Below are 4,468 nucleotides of genomic sequence, written 5' to 3'. Positions count from 1 at the left end.
TCGCCGAGGCTGCGCCCAGACCTGCCTCGCCTGACCGCGTGCACGCGACAACCATGGATGTGCAGGGCGCTGCTCCGCAGAAGCAGATGGGACTCGACGCAATGCGTACTTCAGAGACAGGATCGATCCCGAGCTGTCGCTCGATGTCCTCCGCGATACGCCGGGCACAGGCGGCGCGCACGCGCAGGCGCTCCACATCGCGCTCTAACTCCGGAAGTGGTCGCGCTGGATGCGATCCTGCTCGTCCTCCGCTTCCCAGTTCTGACTTGCCGCGTCCGCCCCGAGCGCGTGGACGACAGTGACGTAGTAGCCGGTGCCCGCCAGGTCGAGCAGCATCGGCGCGAACCGGCTACCGAGTCGTGCCATCAACAGAAAGCGGAGTATCTGGAGATCAATGACGGACCGTGGAAGGCTCGTTTGCTCAGCGTTTCTGAGGAGTTAGGTATGCCGTCACGTGTCATGAATCTCCTGGCAAGCCATCTGCAGGAGTATCGGCAACAAAATGGCCTCAGCCAGGAGGCGGTAACTCAACAGATGGACTGCTCGATCCCCACCTACCGGAGTCTTGAGCATCCGCAGCAGGATCCTGGTCATCCTACAGATCCGAAGCTCAGCACACTCATGAAAGCGTTAGCGGTGTTGCATCTAGAGGGAGAGGTACTCCACGCTCTCTACCTGCCGGGCCCTGCACATACGAGCCAGAGGCTCATCTCTGAGAGCGAAGGGTCAGCAGCTGGTCACGCATGACGTCTGCGTTCTCCACTGAGAGGTACAGCTTCTGAAAGTGCTGACCTTTGTCCAGGACGATCTCGAGCGCATCTCCCTTGCCCGAGTAGTTCCAAAAGTGGCGTTCGCCGTTCGGGTGAAAAGTACCGCAGAGCTTCGCAGCGAAGTCCAGCCCCGGCCCACGCCAGCCTGTTGGCACGCGATACGGCGCATCTTCCACTCTGACGTCCCGAATGCTCCCGATCGGAAACACGACGCGGCGCCGGACGCACCAGATCCGGTCGAAGCCGCGCGGAGTCACGACGACGTCGTGATCTCGAATCATGACTGTCGTACGTCCGCTCATCTCACCCTCTCCGCCCGACCATTGCGTATCGATTCCCCAAGCTGAGGCCGCCACCGTTGCCATGCGACGATGTCCCCCACGCTATCGAACCGGGCTCCGACCGCACACACGACGACCCCGATCATCACGAGACCGAAGCTTGCGATGCCGATCAGGGCGATGATGAGGACGTGCAAGAACAGTGTGGAGGCCAGCGCCCCTCGTGCCGCGTTCTTCTTTGGAACAAAGACGAGTAGCGCGATGCACAGTTCAAGAACGATCGCTCCCCACGTGGCGGCCAGGGTGAAGACCGGTATAGCCGTCAGCTGGCGCGCAACATCGCCTAGCGCCCCCGCTGCTCCAAACATCTCTTGCCTGGTTACGTAGTACATCTGTGATCCGTCGGCCCAGGTATCGACGGCAAACTTCGCGGTCGCACTGTTGAAGTAGATGAACGCGACCTGAGCCCGGATCGCGAGCTGTCCCCCGATCGAAACCCCGCGAAGCATCGCTGACGAGGAAGCCCCTGTTGTCCAGTGCCACAGCCGCGGGTCTCCAATGAAGACGAATACGAACAACAGAGAGACGGTCGACGCGATGATGTCCCCGCCATCCGGCAGTGAAAGGACACCGACGAAAGACAAGCTGACGTATGCGTGCGGAATACAGGTGAATCTGGGCGCAAATCCGCTTGCTGTTACCAGGAGGACGACAACAGACACGGCCGCGATGAGTCCCGGAGGCGCGCCAACGCAGAACAACGACACTCCTCCGAGCATCGAATCGCACTTGTCCTCGAAGGTCACCCCGCCCACGGGCACGAAGAAGCTTCTGACGTCGGAGAAGAGAAAGACGCTGGCTTGGGCGACCGCGATGATCGTCCGGCCTAGCCCCACGACTGGCGAGATCGGACCAGACGCGCGAGCGAGCTCAGCCGTGACGGCGGTTTCAGCGTGCACAGGACACCCGTACGTTCACCGCGTAGCTATCCTGACGCCACCCCGTGTCCAGAAAGCGCGCTTTCCATCGCCGAGAAGCCCTGCAGTCCTTTTCTCATCCAGGCGATGGTGGCGCGGGTGGGCATGGCGGTGCGATCGTCGATCACGTGTTTGTCGTGCAGAGTGGCAATGCCTCGCCATTGCTCGGTGCGAGAGAAGCGGCTTTCGGTCACGCTACGTTCTTGTAGTCGGCGGTATTGAGTTCGTCGGGCCTGGCGCCACGGCGGCCGCGACGTTGCCGAGGACCTCGTTGGTCGCGTGGGTCCGGGATCACAGCCTTGATCCTGCGGCCTCGCCGGGGCGCCCGCGTCGCGCGAGGAGCGGGCCCCTCACCACGCATCGCTTCTGGGCGGGTGTGGGGACCGCCGACCGGACGCGTCACGAGTAGCTGTTACGAGGCTACGCGTCAGGCGTCGCGCGAGCGCCAGAGCAGCCAGACGAAGTACGGGGCTCCGATCAGCGCCACCACGAGTCCGGCCGGAAGCTGCGCGGGGGCGATGACCGTGCGGCCGATGGTGTCCGCGACGCCGACGAGCAGCCCGCCCAGCAGCACCGCGACCGGGATCACCCTGGCGTGCCTGGCACCGACGAGCGCGCGTGCGGCATGCGGGGCAACGAGCCCGACGAAGCCGATCACACCGATCGCCGTCACGCTGAGCGCCGCGAGCACCGCCGCCACGACCAGCAGCGTCAGCCGCACGGGCTCGAGGCGGATGCCGACGAGTCGCGGAGTGTCCTCGTCGAGCGACAGCACGTCGAGCTCGCGTCGGCTCATCACCACGAACGGCAGCGCGATGGCCAGGACGATCGCCAGCGGCAGCACCTGCTCCCACACGCGGCCGTACGTGGTGCCCGACAGCCAGGTGTAGATCTTCGGGGTGTCCCAGGGGTTCGACCTCAGCAGGAAGAAGGTCGTGAGCGACACGGTGAAGTACGAGACGCCGATGCCGATCAACAGGAACCTGTCGGCGTTCAAGCCGCCGCGCCACGACAGCAGGTACACGAGGGCGAAGGCCAGCAGCGCCCCGGCGATGGCACCCGCGATCATGCCCGCGGTGGACGAGACGGCACTCGTGATCACGAGCACCGCGCCGAGGCCGCCGCCGCCCGTGACGCCGAGGATGCTCGGGTCGGCGAGCGGGTTCCGGCTGACCCCCTGGATGATGGCGCCGGACAGCGCGAGCGCCCCACCCGCCACGACCGCGGCCGCGATGCGCGGCGCCCGCTCGTCCAGCGCGAAGGCGATCGCGGGGGGAGCTTCGCCCTGAAGCCACAGCGCGATGTCGCCGGTCAGCAGCCAGGTGTGCCCGGCGAGCAGGCCGAGCAACAGCACCCCGATCACGCCGAGCACGACGACCACCATGGTGATGCGGAACCGGAGTCGGCTGCGCACGCCGAACCGCACCCGCGGAGGCTCTCGCGTCGGACCGGCATCGCGCAGGCGCCGCGCCATGAGCACGAGCACGATGGCTCCGAGGAGCGTGGTCGCGACGCCGGTCGGGATGAGGATCGCCGCCTCGGCCCCGATGATCGCCCGCAGCAGAGCATCCGAGAGGATCACGACGATCGCGCCGAGGAGGCCGGCCGCCGGGATCAGGAGCAGATGGCGGTTCAGACTCGGCACCACCCGCGTCAGCAGACGGGCGAGCACGGGCGCACACAGCCCGACGAAGCCCATCGGCCCCGCGAGCGTCACCGACACCGCGGTGAGCGTGACGGCGAGCAGGATTCCGATGGCCCGGGTCGAGCGGATCGGCACACCCAGGGAGGATGCCGTGTCGTCGCCGAGCGCCAGGATGTCGAACCGCCGCGCGAGCAGCAGGGCCGCGGCCGTCACCACGACCACGACGGGTGCCGCCTGCAGGAACGCGGTCAGCCCGAGCTGCGACAGGCTGCCGCTTCCCCACGCCAGCAGCCCCTTGGTCTCCTCGTCGAAGAGGATGAGCAGGGTCGAAGTGCCGGCCTGGAATGCGAGCGCGAGGGCCGTGCCCGCGAGGATCAGCCGCGTGGTCGACGACCCCGCACCACCGGCGAGGCCGAGCACGATCCCCGCGGCGATGAGGCCGCCGGCGAACGCGACAGCGCCCGACGCCCACACCGGCACCGCGATGCCGAACGCCGCGAGTGCCGTCACCGCGAGATAGGCACCGGCGGTCACGCCCAGCGTGTCCGGCGAGGCCAGAGCGTTGCGGGCGAGCGACTGGAGGAGGATGCCGGCGACGCCGAGCGCCACCCCCACGGCGATGCCCGCGGCGAGGCGTGGAACCCGCGACCCCCACAGCACCTCTGTGTCAGCGAACACGGCACCGCTCGTGCCCTGGGTGAGATGCCAGCAGGCGACGGCGACGAGCACGACCGCGAGGGCGACGAGCACCCCGATGCCCGTCAGCAGAGCGCCCGGCCGGCGTCCCACCGCCAC

5 protein-coding genes are annotated in these 4,468 nt (G+C 67.0%); all 5 read right to left on the bottom strand.

What is annotated here, in order from left to right:
* Nucleotides 1-204: 204 nt before the first annotated feature.
* Entirely contained in the window at nt 205-366 is a 162-nt protein-coding gene (locus ACNPM4_RS10305; protein WP_448985600.1) for a hypothetical protein, read from the bottom strand.
* A gap of 340 nt (nt 367-706) precedes the next feature.
* Nucleotides 707-1,072: a hypothetical protein gene (locus tag ACNPM4_RS10300; protein WP_448985599.1), complete on the bottom strand. Its 366-nt coding sequence runs from the start codon at nt 1,070-1,072 to the stop codon at nt 707-709.
* Entirely contained in the window at nt 1,069-2,010 is a 942-nt protein-coding gene (locus ACNPM4_RS10295; protein WP_448985598.1) for a hypothetical protein, read from the bottom strand. The genes ACNPM4_RS10300 and ACNPM4_RS10295 overlap by 4 nt, the downstream gene beginning before the upstream one ends.
* A gap of 26 nt (nt 2,011-2,036) precedes the next feature.
* Nucleotides 2,037-2,222: a hypothetical protein gene (locus ACNPM4_RS10290; RefSeq protein WP_448985597.1), complete on the bottom strand. Its 186-nt coding sequence runs from the start codon at nt 2,220-2,222 to the stop codon at nt 2,037-2,039.
* A gap of 233 nt (nt 2,223-2,455) precedes the next feature.
* Complete coding sequence (locus ACNPM4_RS10285; RefSeq protein ID WP_448985596.1) at nt 2,456-4,468, bottom strand: iron ABC transporter permease; 2,013 nt, start codon at nt 4,466-4,468, stop codon at nt 2,456-2,458.

The sequence above is a fragment of the Microbacterium umsixpiens genome, assembly GCF_053543675.1.
This window is presented reverse-complemented; position numbering and strand designations above follow the sequence as displayed.